At 35.4% G+C, this 17,025-nt stretch carries 13 protein-coding genes; 12 read left to right on the forward strand and 1 reads right to left on the reverse strand.

The window, feature by feature from the left end; translation table 11 throughout:
- The first annotated feature begins 1 nt into the window (after nucleotide 1).
- Entirely contained in the window at nucleotides 2-958 is a 957-nt protein-coding gene (metF, locus tag EKM02_RS05870) for a methylenetetrahydrofolate reductase [NAD(P)H] (protein WP_126453049.1), read from the forward strand.
- A gap of 255 nt (nucleotides 959-1,213) precedes the next feature.
- Here the strand turns inward: metF and gldA are convergent, their stop codons facing one another.
- A complete protein-coding gene (gene gldA / locus EKM02_RS05875) occupies nucleotides 1,214-2,116 on the reverse strand; it encodes a gliding motility-associated ABC transporter ATP-binding subunit GldA (RefSeq protein ID WP_126453052.1) in 903 nt (300 codons plus the stop codon).
- A gap of 228 nt (nucleotides 2,117-2,344) precedes the next feature.
- Here gldA and EKM02_RS05880 point away from each other — a divergent pair, with 228 nt between their 5' ends.
- From EKM02_RS05880 to EKM02_RS05930, 11 genes are all read left to right on the forward strand, one after another.
- Nucleotides 2,345-3,598 (forward strand): dicarboxylate/amino acid:cation symporter, encoded by a 1,254-nt coding sequence (locus EKM02_RS05880; protein WP_126453055.1) that lies wholly within the window; start codon nucleotides 2,345-2,347, stop codon nucleotides 3,596-3,598.
- A 373-nt stretch (nucleotides 3,599-3,971) separates the two neighbouring features.
- Entirely contained in the window at nucleotides 3,972-4,799 is an 828-nt protein-coding gene (locus tag EKM02_RS05885) for a prephenate dehydratase (RefSeq protein WP_126453058.1), read from the forward strand.
- 70 nt (nucleotides 4,800-4,869) lie between these two features.
- Entirely contained in the window at nucleotides 4,870-6,018 is a 1,149-nt protein-coding gene (locus tag EKM02_RS05890; RefSeq protein ID WP_126453061.1) for an aminotransferase class I/II-fold pyridoxal phosphate-dependent enzyme, read from the forward strand.
- 139 nt (nucleotides 6,019-6,157) lie between these two features.
- Nucleotides 6,158-7,015: a prephenate dehydrogenase gene (locus tag EKM02_RS05895; RefSeq protein ID WP_126453063.1), complete on the forward strand. Its 858-nt coding sequence runs from the start codon at nucleotides 6,158-6,160 to the stop codon at nucleotides 7,013-7,015.
- An 86-nt stretch (nucleotides 7,016-7,101) separates the two neighbouring features.
- Nucleotides 7,102-8,184, forward strand: a complete 1,083-nt coding sequence (locus EKM02_RS05900; RefSeq protein ID WP_126453066.1) for a bifunctional 3-deoxy-7-phosphoheptulonate synthase/chorismate mutase type II — start codon at nucleotides 7,102-7,104, stop codon at nucleotides 8,182-8,184.
- Between the two features lie 86 nt (nucleotides 8,185-8,270).
- Nucleotides 8,271-9,344, forward strand: a complete 1,074-nt coding sequence (locus EKM02_RS05905; protein ID WP_126453069.1) for an NHL repeat-containing protein — start codon at nucleotides 8,271-8,273, stop codon at nucleotides 9,342-9,344.
- Nucleotides 9,345-9,634: 290 nt separating this feature from the next.
- The gene (gene rsgA, locus EKM02_RS05910; RefSeq protein WP_126453071.1) at nucleotides 9,635-10,612 is read left to right on the forward strand and encodes a ribosome small subunit-dependent GTPase A; all 978 of its coding nucleotides are present in this window, start codon (nucleotides 9,635-9,637) and stop codon (nucleotides 10,610-10,612) included.
- A gap of 66 nt (nucleotides 10,613-10,678) precedes the next feature.
- Nucleotides 10,679-12,076 carry an AAA family ATPase gene (locus EKM02_RS05915; protein ID WP_126453074.1) on the forward strand — a complete coding sequence of 466 codons (1,398 nt, stop codon included), beginning with the start codon at nucleotides 10,679-10,681 and terminating at the stop codon, nucleotides 12,074-12,076.
- A 5-nt stretch (nucleotides 12,077-12,081) separates the two neighbouring features.
- The gene (locus EKM02_RS05920) at nucleotides 12,082-12,759 is read left to right on the forward strand and encodes a DUF4276 family protein (RefSeq protein ID WP_126453077.1); all 678 of its coding nucleotides are present in this window, start codon (nucleotides 12,082-12,084) and stop codon (nucleotides 12,757-12,759) included.
- Entirely contained in the window at nucleotides 12,759-13,211 is a 453-nt protein-coding gene (gene dtd / locus EKM02_RS05925; protein WP_126453080.1) for a D-aminoacyl-tRNA deacylase, read from the forward strand. Before EKM02_RS05920 ends, dtd begins: the two co-directional genes overlap by 1 nt.
- Nucleotides 13,212-13,328: 117 nt before the next feature.
- Nucleotides 13,329-17,024 carry a type ISP restriction/modification enzyme gene (locus EKM02_RS05930; RefSeq protein ID WP_158614725.1) on the forward strand — a complete coding sequence of 1,232 codons (3,696 nt, stop codon included), beginning with the start codon at nucleotides 13,329-13,331 and terminating at the stop codon, nucleotides 17,022-17,024.
- Nucleotide 17,025 lies beyond the last annotated feature (1 nt).

Raw genomic sequence — 17,025 nt, forward strand, 5'->3', positions numbered from 1 at the left:
GATGAAAGTAACACAACATATAGAAGCAGCCAAAGGAAATACCTTATTCTCCTTTGAAATTATTCCGCCTCAAAAAGGGAAAAGCATACAGGAATTATACGATAATATTGATCCGTTGATGGAGTTTAAACCGCCATTTATAGACGTAACCACCTCTCGCGAAGAATTTATCTATATGGATAAAGGTAATGGTTTATTGGAAAAAAAACTAACCAGAATGCGTCCGGGAACACTTGGGATTTGCGCTTCGATCAAGCATAAATACAATGTAGATACCGTTCCTCATGTGCTTTGTGGTGGTTTTACCAAAGAAGAAACGGAATATCTATTAGTTGATTGTCATTATCTGGGAATTGATAATGTGATGGCTTTGCGCGGCGATGCCATGAAAGACGAGCAGTCTTTTGTTCCTAAATTAGGAGGAAATGATTTTGCAGTTGATTTGGTCAAACAAATTAACCAATTAAATTGCGGGAAGTACTTGCATGACCTCATGGATGTTGATGATAAAGCCAATTTTTGTATTGGAGTTGCGGGATATCCGGAGAAACATTTAGAATCACCGTCTTTAATTTCAGATTTGAAAAGACTTAAAGAAAAAGTAGATGCCGGTGCGGATTATGTGGTGACGCAAATGTTTTTTGACAATGCAAAATACTTCGAATTTGTTGCCAAAGCCAGAGAAATGGGGATCACCGTTCCTATTATTCCGGGAATCAAACCAATCGCAGTGCAAAGACACCTGCAAGTATTACCTCAAATTTTCAGAATCGATTTGCCTGAAGATTTAATTCATGCCGTTTATCAGTGCAAAAACAACGCAGATATCAGACAAGTAGGAATCGAATGGGCTATCCAACAATCATTGGAGTTGAAAGCAGCCGGAGTTCCTGTATTGCATTATTATTCTATGGGAAAATCAGAAAATATTCGACAAATAGCGAGCAAGGTTTTTTAAAGTCATTGCGAGGAACGAAGCAATCTTTTCTTGTCTAAAAAAACGAGATAAGAAAAGGATTTTTACTGCGATCTGGGCTAGGGATTTAGCGGTTATAAATGTCGTTATTCATTCCAAATTCTCATAATTTTGTCATTCCGACGAAGGAGGAATTTCACCGCATGGGATTCCTCCTTCGTCGGAATGACAAATCAAACGGTATAAGTATTATAAATGGCTAGTATTTTTCATCTGCAAACTGCGACTGAACAATGATTACTGTTTTTTCGTAATCTCCCTAAACACGGCCTCTAAATTTTTATTCTTCTGATTCAGCTGAAGTGTCTTTAAACCATTGGCATTGGCAAAATCAAAAACAGCGGGGCGCATGTCTTTATCCGCTTTGAAAGTCAACTCCCAAATCATGTCATGTATATTTTTGTAAGAAATAAGATTTTCGATTTTAGCAATTAATTGTTCCTCAATTTTATAATCGAATTCTACTTCAATCACTTGTTCCTTATCTTCAGAAATTAAGTTATCCAGTTTTTTATCGGCAACAATTTTTCCATTATTGATGATAATAACACGGTCACAAATCGCTTCTACTTCCTGCATAATGTGCGTCGAAAGGAAAACAGTTTTGTCTTTTCCCACATTTTTAATCACATTACGAATTTCGATTAATTGGTTTGGATCTAAACCAGTGGTTGGTTCATCCAAAATCAAAACATCGGGATTGTGCAATAACGCATTGGCAAGGCCCACACGTTGCCGATATCCTTTAGATAATTGGCCTATTTTTTTATGACTTTCGGTAGTTAAACCAGTAAGTTGAATTACTTCGTCGATACGGGATTTAGCTACTTTATACACATCAGCGTTAAAGGCTAAATATTCGCGTACATACAAATCCAAATACAGCGGATTGTGTTCCGGTAAATAACCAATAGATAGCTGAACGTCTTTTTGTTGGCTGTTTACATCATATGCATTTACTAATGCGGAGCCTTCATCGGCGTTGATATAAGTCGTCAATATTTTCATCAAAGTTGATTTTCCAGCTCCGTTTGGACCTAAAAAGCCAACGATTTCTCCTTTATCAATGGAAAATGAAATATTATCTAGTGCTTTTTGTGCACCGTAGCTTTTGGATATGTTAGTAACTTCTATCGACATGGAATTTTATTTGTTGTAAAAGTAAACAGAAAAAGGATTCATTTATTGTTTTTAGTAGTTGAATACCGGTCAGACGCATTAAAATAAAATAAATTCTATGTTTCTATGTGGTTCAATTAAAAAGCGTTTGAGCTGGAGTTCAATAGGTAAAAAAGACTTTGGCAAAGTTTTAAAAAGCGAGATGATATTCTCTTTTAGATTTATATATTTACCGTAAACTATATGAATATGAATTTGAAAAACACACAATCAGGGAGTTTCTTGAAAAACTACAAAAGTATTTTATTGCTGCTTGGCGGAATTTTGGCAGGAAGTATATTGGGCTTAGTTTTTGGAAAGGAAGTAGAAGTGATTAAACCATTGGGCGATATATTTCTGAATTTATTGTTTACCGCCATTATCCCTTTGGTGTTTTTTACGATTGCATCTTCGATTGCCAATTTAGAAAAATCAGAGAAACTGGGAAGATTATTTGTAATTGTTATGGGAGTGTTTTTAAGCACCGTATTAATTTCTGCCATTTTGATGCTGGTTGGTGTCCTGTTATTTCCCATTCATCAAGACATCATTATTTCAAAAATACCGTTAGAAAGTATACAAAGTACAAATACAGGTTCACAAATTACCCAATTGCTTACAGCCGGGGATTTTTATGAACTGCTTTCTCGAAAAAGCATGTTGGCCTTAATCATTTTTTCCTTTCTAATAGGGTTTGCCGCCCTGCGTTCCGGGGAAAAAGGAAAAGATTTCAGCAGGTTTTTGAATTCAGGCAATGAAGTGATGAAACAATTGTTACACATCATCATGAAAACGGCTCCAATAGGTTTGGGGGCTTATTTCGCGTATCAGGTTGGAATTTTTGGACCGCAATTATTTGGAGCTTATGCAAAACCTTTGGGGCTTTATTATGCGGTTTGTGCTTTCTACTTTATTGTGTTTTTTAGTTTGTACGCTTTTATCGCTGGAGGGAAATTAGGATTCCAAGTATTTTGGAAAAATAATATTACGCCTTCCTTAACCGCATTGGGAACTTGCAGCAGCATTGCCACTATTCCTGCCAATCTGGAAGGTGCCGAAAAAATGAATATTCCGGCTCACATCAGAAATGTAGTTATTCCACTGGGTGCGCCTTTGCATAAAGACGGATCCAGTATGTCATCTATTGTGAAAATTGCGGTAATTTTCGCCATGTTCGGAAAAGATTTAACGGACCCAACTACCTTATTAGTGGCGTTAGGAATTACAGTAATTGTTTCGGTAGTTGAAGGCGGAATTCCTAATGGAGGTTATATAGGAGAAATTTTGGCGATTACCGTTTATGGTTTCCCAATGGAACAAGCTCTTCCAGCTGCAATGATTGTGGGGACTTTAGTAGATCCAATGGCGACATTGCTAAATGCGAATGGTGATTTAGTGTCGGCGATGATGGTTGCCCGAATTTCGGAAGGAAAAAAATGGCTTGCTGAAAAAGTAGTTGTATAAAACCACTTTTTTTAGCTGGTTTCAATGGTATAGTTTTAAAAACAGTAAAATAGCAACGACTTATTGGTGTTTTAAAGGCCTTTTTTTAATTATTACATAATTAATAACCAGTTTTTTAGCGAATTCTTTTTTTGTTCAATAAAATCAGCCTTTTTTTTTGGATAGCTGGAAATTATGTATACATTCGCAGAGTAATTAACACAAAAAACAACAGCATGTTGAATAACCGATTTTATTTTAGCAACTCTTATTATTTCTTCTGGAAGGTCGAAAGGGATTGTTATATGGTTATTTGATTATAAAATTAAATTGATACTATAAATATACAATCCCGATGTAAATCGGGATTTTTTTTTGCTTAAAAAGGTGTGAAATGAATGAAATAATTGGAATACAAGGTATAACGGGTTCTTTTCACCATCAGGTGGCACAAGAATATTTTCATCAGGCGGTTGCTTTAGATGAATGTTTGTCGTTTGAAGAGTTAGTGGATAACCTGCTCTCCGGTAAATCAGATCAGGCAGTTATGGCTATAGAAAATTCTATTGCGGGCCCAATTATTCCGAATTACGCATTGATTGACAAGAATAATTTACACATAATAGGAGAACATTATTTAAGAATTCATCAAAATTTAATGGCCTTAAAAGAGCAGAAAATAGAAGATATTTTGGAAGTACATTCGCATCCTATGGCCATTTTGCAATGTATGGAATTCCTTAAAAAATATCCAAATATAAAATTAGTCGAAGATAAAGATACTGCCGAAACGGCTCGTAGAATTCAGGAAAATCAGTTGAAAGGAATTGCTGCAATCGCCAGTAAAACCGCATCTGAAATGTATGATTTAGAAATTTTAGCTCCTGAAATTCAAACGATTAAAAATAATATGACACGGTTTGTCATTATCAAAAAAGAGAATTCATTTGTTCCGGAAAACGAGATTAACAGAGCGTCTATCAAATTTGAATTGGATCATAAACGGGGAAGTTTAGCGGCAGTTTTGAATGTGATGAGCGATTGCAAATTGAATTTAACCAAAATACAATCGTTACCAAAAATAGAAACGCCTTGGAAATATTCGTTTTTTGTAGATGTCACTTTTGAAAAATACGAAGATTATGCGAAAGCAAAGTCGCTATTAATCATTATGGCAGAATATTTCAAAGTGTTAGGCGAATATAAAAACACAAAATTATAAAGCCCTTAACCCCAACCCCCGAAGTGGGAATTAGATTAAGATCGATTTACAAGAAATTTAAAATAGAAGAATGATTACTATAGCGAAACGTCTCGAAATAATTGAAGAATACTATTTCTCCTCAAAGTTGAGAGAAGTAAGGCAACTGGCTTCTGAAGGGAAACCCATTATCAATATGGGAATTGGAAGCCCGGATTTGCAGCCGTCACAAACGGTAATTGCGGCAATGGTCCTGGCAATGCAAGAGGAGAATGCGCATCAATACCAAAGTTATCAAGGGTTGCTGGAATTACGACAAGGTATGGCTGATTTTTACAAAAACAATTACGGAGTTGCGTTGAATCCGGCTAACGAAATTTTGCCTTTGATGGGGTCAAAAGAAGGGATTATGCATGTTTCCCTGGCTTTTTTGAATGAAGGCGACCAGGTGCTGATCCCAAATCCAGGATATCCAACCTATACTTCGGTGACAAATTTAGTGGGAGCTGTGCCGATTTATTATGACTTAAAAGAAAACAATAACTGGGAGCCGGATTTTGAAGCTTTGGAAAAATTGGATTTGTCGAAAGTGAAAATCATGTGGATTGGTTATCCTCACATGCCAACTGGAGCCAGAGGAAGTCTGGCATTGTTTGAAAAATTAGTGACTTTTGCCAAAAAGTATAACATTTTATTAGTGAACGACAATCCGTATAGTTTTGTTTTGAACGACAATCCGATGAGTTTGTTGCAAGTAGCAGGTGCAAAAGACGTGGTTTTAGAATTGAACTCTTTGAGTAAGACTTTTAACATGGCGGGCTGGAGAGTGGGAATGCTTCTGGGAAATGCAGCTTGCATTGATGCCGTTTTGAAAGTGAAAAGCAACATGGATAGCGGTATGTTTTACGGGATTCAAAAAGGAGCGATTGCAGCTTTAAAAAGTGACAAAACTTGGTTTGATTCGATGAATGTGATTTATAGAAAACGCAGAATTCTTACCGAACAACTGGCTGAGAAATTAGGCTGTAAAGTTTATAAAAAAGGAGTTGGATTATTTGTTTGGGCAAAATTGCCGGACGGAATCACATCGGCGGAGAAATTCATAGATGAAATTTTATATGACAAATCTATTTTTATTACGCCGGGAACCATTTTTGGTTCTAATGGAGAAGGTTACATCCGATTTGCATTGTGTGTAAAAGAAGAAAAAGTACAGGAAGCAATTGACCGGTTTGCATAAAAAATATTCGTTTTAAAAAAATAAATGTATTAAAAAACGAAATGCCCTAGCCCTGATAGCAGTGGAAATCCTTTTCCTTTTTGCTGTCAAAAAGGAAAAGATTGAAACGAATAGCAGGATTAGCTACAAAAAATAAGAAATGAAAGTATTTGTAATAGGAATAGGATTGATAGGCGGTTCAATGGTATTGGACATTAAAGCACTGCATCCGGAAGCCAAAATTTATGGAATCGATACTGATGAAAATCATTTGCAGGAAGCAATAACTTTGGGAGTTGTTGATGCTGGTGCGACATTTGATGATTTATCCGATGCAGATTTTGTAATCGTTTCTGTTCCGGTTGACGTTGTATTAAGTGTTTTGCCAAAAGTATTGGATGTTATTGGTGAAAATACCATTGTTTTTGAAGTAGGTTCGACAAAAACGCCTATTTGTGAAGCGGTTGCTAATCATCCTAGAAGAAGGAATTTTATAGCAACGCATCCTATTGCAGGAACGGAATTTTCAGGACCATCGGCAGCGATAAAAGGATTGTTTCAAGGGAAAACGAATATCATTTGTGAGGTCGAAAAAACAACGTTTAAATTACAGGAAAGAGCGTTGGATTTGTTTAAGGCAATGGGAATGCGGATTCGGTATATGGATCCAAAATCACATGACAAACACATTGCTTATGTGTCGCATTTATCCCATATCAGTGCATTTATGCTTGGAAAAACGGTAATTGACAAAGAGAAAGACGAGCAGGATATTTTTGATATGGCGGGTTCTGGTTTTGAAAGTACGGTTCGTTTGGCCAAGAGTTCACCGGCAATGTGGACGCCTATTTTTAAACAGAACAGGAAGCAGGTTGTGAAAACATTAGAGGAGTACATTTCGAATTTGTCAAAATTTAAAGAATTATTAGAAAAAGAAGATTACGATGCGATTTACAATGAAATGCAAAGTGTCAACAAAATAAAAGAAATATTAAACGGAATAAATATAAAAAAGTAACCAGCATTTTTTCAGAAGCTTCAGGAGCAGGTTACAGTTAAAGTAAACAACACAGAATAAAATAAAAAAAGTAAAAATTAGAAAAGATGGAAAACAAGAAAGAAATGAGAAATTGGTTGAATGAATTCAATTTGACTCATCCATTTGTAATCGCAGGACCTTGTAGTGCTGAAACAGAAGATCAAGTATTGAAAATTGCACATGAATTGAAAGACTCTGACGTAAGTGTTTTTAGAGCAGGAATTTGGAAACCAAGAACGCGTCCGGGAGGATTTGAAGGAGTAGGAGCAATAGGGCTTAAATGGCTGCAAAAAGCAAAGGCAGAAACCGGCTTGCTTATGGGAACCGAAGTAGCGACTGCAGCGCATTGTAAATTGGCTTTAGAGCATGATATTGATGTATTATGGGTTGGAGCCCGTACAACTGCAAATCCGTTTGCGGTGCAAGAAATTGCTGATACATTAAAAGGAACCGATAAAATTGTATTGGTCAAGAATCCGGTAAATCCAGATATGGCTTTGTGGCTGGGTGGTGTGGAACGTTTGCATGCGGCAGGAATTAAGAATTTAGGCGTTATTCACAGAGGTTTTTCTACGTATGAAAAAACGAAATACAGAAACATTCCTGAATGGCAGATAGCTATTGAATTGCAAAATAAATTCCCTGATTTGCCTTTGATCATTGATCCCTCCCATATTACAGGAAACCGTGAGATGATTCTTGAAGTGACTCAAGAAGCATTAGATCTGAATTACGACGGTATGATTATCGAGACGCATACTGATCCGGATAATGCATGGAGTGATGCAGCGCAACAAGTGACACCAGATGCTTTGAAACAGATTTTCAAAGATTTGAAAGTGAGAAAAGTAAGTGGTGATACGGACGAGTTTGCTAATAAAATGACAAAATTGAGAGCGAATATTGATGTTCTGGATTCGAATTTATTGGAATTGTTAGGCAAACGGATGAAAGTGGCTGACGAAATTGGTCAAGTGAAAAAAGACGCTAACGTTGCTGTATTGCAAAACAATCGTTGGAACGAAATTTTAGGAAAAATGATTTTGGAAGGCGAGAAGAAAGGGTTGACAGAAGAGTTTGTACTAAAAATGTTCAAAGCGATTCACCAAGAAAGTATTGGTCACCAAGAAAAAGTGTTGAATGCTTAATAATACAAGGAAATAAATTTTTATTAAAAACCTACAAATATTTGTAGGTTTTTTGTAGTATTGCGTAGTCTTAATAATTAAAACTTATGAGAAAATTATCGTTTGCAGTATTAAATATGATTTTTTTAGGGTTTCTCTTTATCTCATGTAATTCTAATGAGGATGTAACTCCACCTTCTAACAAGAGTTATGATATGGTGACTACTTTCGCAGGATCTGGTTTACCTAACGCTAGTGAAGATGGAGTAGGAACTCAAGCTACTTTTTGGAGACCAGAAGATCTTGTGGCAGACGCAGGAGGTAATTTGTATGTGGTAGAAGTAGGTGCTAGCAAGATTCGGAAAATTAGTCCTGCAGGAGTAGTAACTACTTTTGCAGGTAATATCATTCCTGGAAGCATTGATGCTATAGGTATAGAAGCAAGTTTTGCAGGACCTTCAGGGCTCACAATTGATGCTTCTGGTAATCTATATATAGCTGATACAGGTAATAATAAGATTCGCAAAATTTCTCCAACGGGTGTGGTAACTACTGTAGCAGGAACAGGAGTTGGCGGTAGTGTTGATGGAGATAGAAGTCAAGCAAGTTTTCTTGCCCCTACTGATGTTGCTGTAGATGCTTCAGGAAATCTATATGTAGCTGATATTTCAAATAATAAGATTCGCAAAATTAATCCATCAGGTACGGTAAGTACTTTTGCCGGTAGTGGAGCCGAAGGTAGCGTAGATGGCATAGGTGTTTTAGCTAGTTTACATCATCCTAGTTCTATTACTATAGATACCTCAGGGAATCTATATGTATCAGAATGGGGTAGTCATAAAATCCGTAAAATTAGCCCTACAAGGGTAGTGACTACTTTAGCCGGAGGCGGCATATACGGTGTTGATGGTACTGGTAGTAATGCAGGTTTTGGTCTTCCTAGTGGCCTTACAATTGATGCTTCAGGAAATCTATATGTTGCGGATGTTCATTCTAATAAAATTCGTAAAATAACTCCTGCTGGAGTTGTAACTACGTTTGCTGGTACAGGAATAGCAGGTAGTCTTGATGGATTACTTGCTACTGCGACATTTGATAGACCTTTTGGTGTTGCAATAGATAATAATGGGAATGTATATATTGCTGGAAATGGGAAAATAAGAAAAATTGCTTACGAATAGATAGTGTAATTACGAATGCCACTCTAAAAATGTTCAAAGCGATTCACCAGGAAAGTATTGGTCACCAAGAAAAAGTACTAAACGCCTAGTCCGTATTTTTTAAATATAAATCCCTGCAGCTTTTGTCAAAAGTTGTGGGGATTTTCTATTTTTAATTGTATGTAAAGTTGCTCAAAGTGAAAAACTTTAAACTTTTAAACTTTAAACCTAAAACAAAGAATTATCTTTGCAAAGTCTTAGATTTTAAATCAGAAATCTAAAATAGTTAATCTTCAATCAAATAATCCTTTATGACAGGACTAGTTTACAAATCTACAGGAAGTTGGTACACCGTAAAATCCGAACAAGGGGATTTTATTGAATGCCGTATGAAAGGGAAATTCCGAATTAAAGGAATCAAAAGCACCAATCCTATTGCTGTAGGTGATATTGTGGATTATGAACTAGAAGAATCATCCGATACTGTTACGGGAACCATTCATAACATTCATGACAGAAAGAATTATATCGTTCGGAAATCAGTGAATTTATCCCATCAGATGCATATTATTGCGTCTAATATTGACAGGGTTTTCTTGCTGGTAACCATCAATAATCCGCCAACGACTTTTAACTTTATTGACCGTTTTCTGGTTACTGCCGAAGCGTATGGAATTGAAACTATACTGGTTTTTAATAAAATAGATACGCTAGACGATGCCACGCTGGATGAACAATTGTACATGCAGCATGTGTATCAGGAAATTGGATATAAATGTTTGCGCGTTTCTTCGACTGAAATGAAAGGAATAGAGGAATTGAAAGAAATGATGATTGGGAAAGTGAGCATGTTCTCTGGACATTCCGGAGTTGGGAAATCGACATTGGTCAATGCTATGGAGCCTTCTTTACATCTGAAAACAAAGACAATTTCTGAAGCAAGCAAGCAAGGGCAACACACGACGACTTTTGCCGAAATGTATGATTTGTCTTTTGATGCCAGAATCATCGATACGCCCGGGATCAAAGGTTTTGGAATCGTAGACATGGATACAGCAGAAATCAGTGGTTATTTTCCTGAATTTTTTAAGTTGAAAGAGCAATGTAAATTCAATAATTGCTTGCATAAAGATGAGCCGCATTGCGCTATTAAAGGGGCTTTAGAAAAAGATGAAATCGCTTGGTCCCGTTATAGAAGTTACCTTAAAATTCTGGAAGGAGACGATGAAAATTACCGTACTGATATTCATAACGAGGATCGAATAATCAGTGACAAAACTAGGGAATAAATAAGGGAGCGTTAAACAACTAATTACAAATTAATTGTACTATTTTTGAATAAATAATTTCACAATATGATTACCTATCTTAAAATAAATGGATTTAAATCTTTCTATAATTTTGAAATGGAATTTACACCATTTACAGTAATTGCTGGTGCAAATGCTTCTGGAAAAAGTAATTTATTTGATGCACTAACTTTATTGTCTAGACTTGCTGAATCTGATAATCTTAAAAGAGCTTTTAATGAGCAAAGAGGCGAGTTTATTGAATTATTTACACAATACGGAGATGACAAATTTGCTTCAGAAATAGAATTTGTTGTAGAAATGTTAGTAAACAAAAATATAAAAGATGCTTGGGGTAATGAGGGTAAATTAAAATATACTCGATTAAGGTATGAATTGTCAATTAAGAGAATAACAAATTCATCAGGAATAGAAGATTTATTAGTTTCAAAAGAAAATTTAATTAAATTAAATCATCAGGAAGACAAATGGATTAATTTAATATCAAAAAAGACATTAGCGTTTTGGAGACCTAAAGTAGTTACAGGAAAAAGGGGGATTCCATATATTCAAACCGGAACTGAAAATAATTTACCTACCGTTTTAGTTTCACAAGACGGAACGACTGGTAATAAAAGAAGATTTCCTTTAAGTAATGCAACAAGAACAGTTTTAAGTAGTTTTGATACAGTTGATTTTCCACACGTTTTAGCCGCAAAAGAAGAAATGAAAAGCTGGAAATTTTTGCAATTAAATCCTGAAGATTTGCGTCAAGCAACTAGTAAAAATAATGGAGAAGATAATATATCTACAAGCGGAAAAAATTTAGCTGCTGCTTTGTATCGTATTAAGCAAGAAGACAAATATGCTTTAAAAGAAATTTCAAGAAAACTTAATAAATTTTTGCCGAACTTTATTGAGGTTGATGTAATAGATGATAAAGAAAATAAACAATTTTTAATAAAATTAAAAGATGTTGAGAAAAAAGAATTTTCATCAAGAGTTTTATCTGAAGGAACTTTAAGGATTTTGGCATTGTGCATTTTAGAATTTGATTATAAACATACGGGTTTGCTTTGTTTCGAAGAACCAGAAAATGGTATTCATCCATTTAGAATTAAAGCAATGACTGAATTGTTAAAAGATTTGAGTGTCGATTTTAATCAAGAAGAAACTCCTTTACGTCAAGTGATTGTAAACACACATTCGCCTGTTTTGGTTGGTAATATGATGAATTGGCAAAACGACACGAATGTAAGTATTTGGTATGCTCAAATGAGAAATACAATTACGGAAATAAACAAGACGAGATTAAAAATTAGTACAACCAAAATAAATAGAGTGATAAAAGATAATAGTTTGCAACAACTTCATTTGGTTTTTTCTGAACAAGACAGAAAATTAACCTTAGCAATTGTAAATGATTATTTGCAAACTGCTGAATTTGAAGATAACATTATTTAATATTTATGAGTAATTTTATTTTAACTGGTTTGTTTACCGAAGGAACTACAGATAATAGATTTTTGGAAAGTGTTGTGAAAAGAACTTTAGAAGAAGTTGCTTTCGATTGCAAAGGAGATATAGATGTAGAACTAGAAATAATTAAGATTGATAAAAAAGATTTGAGTTTTAGTGATCAAGTATTAGAAGCTTCAAAGTCTGCTTTTGAAAAATTTAGCATCTTATTATTATTTGTTCACACAGATTCAGACGATACAAATGATGAATTAATTTTTGCATCAAAAATTGTTCCTGCCCAAAAAAGACTTTCAGATCAAGATGGCAGTTCTTATTGTAAAGAAATGATTGCTATTGTACCAATTCACATGACAGAAGCTTGGATGATTGCAGACAGAGAGCTCTTGAAAAGTGAAATAGGTATTGATAAAACCGATGCAGAATTAGGAATTCATTTAAACCCTGAAAGATTAAAAAATCCTAAAAATATAATTGAAGAAATAATCCGTTTGTCCAAAGAAGATTTAACTAAGAGGAGAAGAAATAATGGTTTAAATATTTCTGATTTATACCAAATTATGGGCCAAAAAGTTGAACTGTCAGAATTAGAAAAATTACCATCTTATTTGAAATTTAAAAATTCCTTGATAATAAAACTTAAAGAATTGAATTTTTATCATAAATAATGAAAATCGTCCTCCAAAGAGTTTCCCAAGCCTCCGTAACCATCGATACTAAAGTCGTAGCCGATATCCAGAAAGGATTGTTGGTTTTGGTTGGGATTGAAGATTTAGACAATCAAGAAGATATCAATTGGTTAGCTTCAAAAACAGTCAATATCCGTATTTTTGGTGATGAAAATGATGTTATGAACTTATCGGTCAAAGATACAGATGGCGATGTTATTGTGGTAAGTCAATTTACTTTGCACGCCGCTACTAAAAAAGGCAATCGTCCTTCCTATATCAAAGCTTCAAAACCAGAAATAGCTATTCCATTATACGAGAATTTTGTGCTTCAGCTGGAGAAAGAATTGGGTAAAAAAGTACAAACTGGCGTTTTTGGTGCAGATATGAAAGTACTTTTGCTGAATGATGGTCCTGTAACGATAGTAATTGACAGTAAAAATAGAGAGTAGGTTTCCGTAGAGTTCTACAAACATAAAAAGTAAATACCGGAAATTGTTATAAGAAACACCTCACTGAAGGTGTTTTTTTAGGTTCCAATTCTTTACATTTGTTCAAATACTACTGAGATGACTTTAGAACAATACATTCAAAATATAAATTCCGCCTACAAAAGAGGTAATGCAACAGAACACACCTATCGTGGCGATTTGAAGCAACTTATCGAAAGTATTGTTCCGGATGTTGCCGCAACCAATGAACCCAAACGACAACAATGCGGAGCTCCAGATTATATTATCACCAAAAAAGATATTCCAATTGGGTTTATTGAGGCTAAAGATATTGGCGACAAAGATTTATCGGGAGCAAAGAAAACGGCAAACAAAGAACAATTTGACCGCTATAAAAATTCGCTCAACAATTTAATTTTTACCGATTACTTAGATTTTCATCTTTATATCGATGGTGTTTTTATAACAAAGATCGCCATTGCCGTCCTTCGACAAGCTCAGGATGACAATAAAATGGAAATCATTCCTTTACCGGAAAACTTCGCAGCTTTCACCAACCTTATTAAAGATTTTTGTATTCACAGTAGTCAATCTATAAAAAGTTCCAAGAAACTGGCAGAAATGATGGCGGGAAAAGCCCGATTGTTATCAGATGTTATCGAACAAGCTTTGACTTCTGACGAAAATAATAGTGAAGACAGTACATTGAAAGACCAAATGAACGCTTTCAAAGAAATCCTGATTCACGATATTACACCCAAAGGTTTTGCCGATGTCTATGCACAAACCATCGCATACGGTATGTTTGCCGCGAGATTGCACGACCCAACGTTACCTACTTTTTCCAGACAAGAAGCCGCCGAACTAATCCCAAAATCCAATCCGTTTTTGCGAAAACTCTTTGGCTACATTGCAGGACCGGATCTTGACGACCGTATCAAATGGATTGTAGATTCTTTAATAGATATTTTCTTGGCATGTAATGTGGAACAAATCTTGAAAAATTACGGCAAAAGCACCAAAATGGAAGATCCCATCATTCATTTTTATGAAACGTTCCTAAGTGAATACGATCCGAAATTACGAAAAGCACGTGGCGTTTGGTACACACCAAAACCTGTAGTCAATTTTATCGTTCGTGCCGTTGATGATATCTTGAAAACGGAATTCGATTTGCCGCAAGGTTTGGCAGACACGAGCAAAACAAAGATAAAAATTGACCTTCAAGGTAAAAAAGTAGATCAAGAAGTGCATCGCGTTCAAATTCTGGATCCGGCAACGGGAACCGGAACTTTTCTGGCGGAAGTAGTCAAGCACGTTCACAAAAAATTCAAAGGACAGCAAGGCGTTTGGAGCAATTATGTAGAAACGCATTTATTGCCTCGACTGAACGGATTTGAGTTATTGATGGCGAGTTACGCCATGGCGCATTTGCAAATGGATTTACTGCTGACTGAAACTGGATATTCCCCTCCAACTGGAGGGGTGCCCAACGGGCGGGGTGGTTCTTCTCAGCGTTTAAAGATTTACTTAACCAACTCTCTTGAAGAAAGTCATCCTGACACGGGAACATTATTTGCCAATTGGTTGAGTTCCGAAGCCAATGAAGCCAATTTCATCAAACGTAACACTCCCGTAATGTGCATTATTGGGAATCCACCGTATAGTGGCGAAAGCAACAACAAAGGTGAATGGATTATGAAATTGATGGAAGATTACAAAAAAGAACCGGGCGGAAAAGAAAAACTGAAAGAACGAAATCCAAAAGCAATAAATGACGATTACGTAAAGTTTTTACGTTATGGACAACATTATATTGAGAAAAATGGCACCGGTGTTTTGGCGTTTATCAATCCACATGGATTTTTGGATAATGTCACTTACAGAGGAATGCGTTGGAATTTATTGAAAACCTACGACAAAATTTATACCATTGATTTACACGGAAACAACAAGAAAAAAGAAAAATCGCCTGATGGTTCTGCCGATGTTAATGTTTTTGATATTGAGCAAGGCGTTTCTATAAATATTTTTGTAAAAACAGGGAAGAAAAAAGCCAACGAATTGGGACAAGTTTTTCATTATGATTTGTTTGGAAAACGTGACTTTAAATATGATTTTTTAGAACAAAATTCTTTAAAAACAATTTCTTACATAGAACTACCTAATGTTTCACCAAATTATTTTTTTGTCAGTAAGAATTTTGAAGAGCAAAAAAATTATGACAAAGGATTTGATATTAATATCTTATTTAAAGTTTCTACTAGTGGTGTCAAAACTCATAGTGATAGTACTTTAGTGAATTTCAATAAATTTGATTCATCTAATCATTTATATGATTATCGTCCTTTTGACACAAGGAATATTGAATATGATCTTAAAAAAGTCCAGCGTCATAGATATTCTGTAATGAGACATATGCTGCAAGAGAATATTGCTATTATGACTTGTAGGCAATTATCTACTTATGACTTTCAACACATATTAGTTTCGAAAAATTTAATAGATATGTGTACAGTTTCTTTACAAACAAAAGAAACTACATACGCATTTCCACTCTACCTTTATCCAGAAACGAACGGACAACAACAATCCCTGTCAGGGTTCGAAACCCTGACAGGGTTGAACGAACCTACCGAGATTTTAAAAAGAATCCCCAATCTAAACGTAGAAATCATCAATCAAATCGCCAAACAATTAGGATTGACTTTTGTTGCTGAAAAAGAACCAGAAGGCAATGTTTGTATGGCAAATAATCCCGAAGTTCGTCCCGAGTACAGAGAAACATTTGCTCCGATCGATATTCTCGATTACATCTATGCCGTTTTGCATTCGCCAACCTACCGAGAGAAATACAAAGAATTCCTGAAAATTGATTTTCCTAAAATTCCATATCCAAAAGACACCAAAACCTTCTGGGAATTGGTCGAATTAGGGTCACAAATACGAGAAATTCATTTGCTGGAAAGCGCAACAGTAGAAGAATTTATTACAGAATTTAATATTGATGGCGATTGTGTGGTAAACAAACCACGATTCGAAAATTCCCCTCCTCCGGAGGGGTGTCCGCAGGACGGGGTGGTAAATAATCTTACCCAACAAATACACTTCATTAATAAAACCCCTATTCAACAAAACCCCATTTTAGAACTCCCTTATAATCCCAAATTAAAAGAAAGAGCCAGAGAACTTCGCCAAGCCGAAAATCTATCCGAAGTACTTTTTTGGATGCAAGTAACCAAAGGAGGATTTCATAAAATAGATTTTGACAGACAACGCATTATAGGAAATTATATAGTTGATTTTTACGTCAAAAAATTTGGTTTAGTAATCGAAATCGATGGAGCAAGTCACGATAGCAAAGAAAAATATGATGCTGTTAGAGAAGCCTATTTGATTTCATTAGGATTAAAAGTATATCATATTCCCGTTGTTGAAGTACTACAGAATATGAAAGTCGTAATGAAAAACTTAGAGCTTTTTATAATCAAGGAATATGGAAAACCATCAGAGTCGTCATTGCATAAAAAAGAAGAACCACCCCACCCTTCGGGCACCCCTCCAGTGGAGGGGAATTTAAAAACGGGTTCATGCGGAAGAGTATATATCAACGAAACCCAATATTTCGACAACGTTCCTGAAATAGCTTGGAATTTCTACATTGGTGGTTATCAACCCGCTCAAAAATGGCTCAAAGACCGTAAGGAACGCAAACTGGAATTTGACGATATTGCACATTATCAAAAAATCATTGTAGCACTAAGTGAAACGGATAGATTAATGAAAGTAATTGATACAATAGCAATAGAATAGT

The organism is Flavobacterium sp. RSP49 (assembly GCF_003968735.1).
Taxonomy (GTDB): Bacteria; Bacteroidota; Bacteroidia; order Flavobacteriales; family Flavobacteriaceae; genus Flavobacterium.